Annotated in this window: 1 protein-coding gene; it reads left to right on the top strand. The window is 61.2% G+C overall.

Translation table 11 applies throughout. The features are described from left to right. The first annotated feature begins 69 nt into the window (after positions 1-69). Positions 70-1,217 (top strand): IS3 family transposase gene (locus ABD059_RS14130; RefSeq protein WP_343881140.1). Its coding sequence is split into 2 segments (ribosomal slippage): positions 70-349 and positions 349-1,217, totalling 1,149 coding nucleotides; the frame shifts between segments, so codons are not numbered across the junction. Positions 1,218-1,260: the final 43 nt, after the last annotated feature.

Raw genomic sequence — 1,260 nt, 5'->3', positions numbered from 1 at the left:
GGGACTGCTGAAGGTTTGGTTGACTCCTGACCTGTGAGGATTAACCTCGCGGGTGGAAGGATGTTCATCATGCCTAAAGCCTTTCCCGAAGAGTTCCGCCGTGACGTGGTCGCGGTTGCCCGTAAGGGCGAAGCACCCCTGTCCACGATCGCTAAGGACTTCGGTGTCTCCTCGGCCGCCCTGCACCGGTGGCTGAAGAAAGCCGACGAAGAAGACGACCCCAAAGCCCAAGCAGCGAAGGAAGAATCCATCGAGTTGCGCGAGGCCAGGAAGCGGATCAAACTCCTGGAACAAGAAGCCGAAGTGATGCGCAGAGCCGTCGCTTACCTTTCCCGGGACGTCAACCCAAAATGATGTTCCCGCTGGTCCGCGAACTGGCCGCTGACGGTGTCCCCGTCACGGTGACCTGCCGGGTATTGAACTTCTCCAAACAAGCCTTCTACAAATGGAAGGCCAACCCTGTCCCGGCCCGGGACTGGGAGGAAGCGCACCTGATCAACGCTGCCCTCGATGTGCATGCTGATGACCCGGCGTTCGGGTACCGGTTCATCGCCGATGAGCTCAACGCCGGTGGTGGCCCGGTGGCCAGTGAGCGGAGGATCTGGCGGCTCTGCTCGACCAACGGCATCCTCTCCGTGATCCACCGTAAACGGGTCGGTGGACGCAAGGCCGGGCCGCCGGTCCACGATGACCTGCTGCAACGCGATTTCAGTGCCCAGGCCGCGGATACCAGGTGGGTTACCGACATCACCGAACACCCCACCGGTGAGGGCAAGCTCTACCTCTGCGCCATCAAAGACCTGCACTCGAACCGGATCGTGGGCTACTCCATCGACGGCCGGATGAAGGCCTCCCTAGCCGTGGCCGCGCTTACCCACGCCGTGGCCCTCCGGTCCCCTTCCGGGACTGTGGTCCACTCCGACAGGGGCAGCCAATTCCGATCGCGGAAGTTCGTTTCAGCGCTGCACGCCAACGGGCTGACAGGTTCGATGGGCAGAGTCGGCGCGTGCGGCGATAACGCCGCAATGGAATCATTCTTTTCGCTACTGCAGAAGAACGTGCTGAACCGCAAACGCTGGGAAACGCGCCAGGAATTGCGGCTCGCGATCATCACCTGGATCGAACGCACCTACCACCGCCGACGCCGGCAGAAAGCCCTCGGTAAACTAACCCCGATCGAGTTTGAGACAATCAACAACATGGTGCTAGCCGCCTAAGAAACTATCAACCCCACGAGTCAACCAAACCGTGGGCAGTCCC

It is taken from the genome of Arthrobacter flavus, from assembly GCF_039526005.1.
Taxonomy (GTDB): domain Bacteria; phylum Actinomycetota; class Actinomycetes; order Actinomycetales; family Micrococcaceae; genus Arthrobacter_D; species Arthrobacter_D flavus.
The sequence above is the reverse complement of the archived record's forward strand: the minus strand, read 5'-3'. Positions and strand labels throughout refer to the sequence as shown.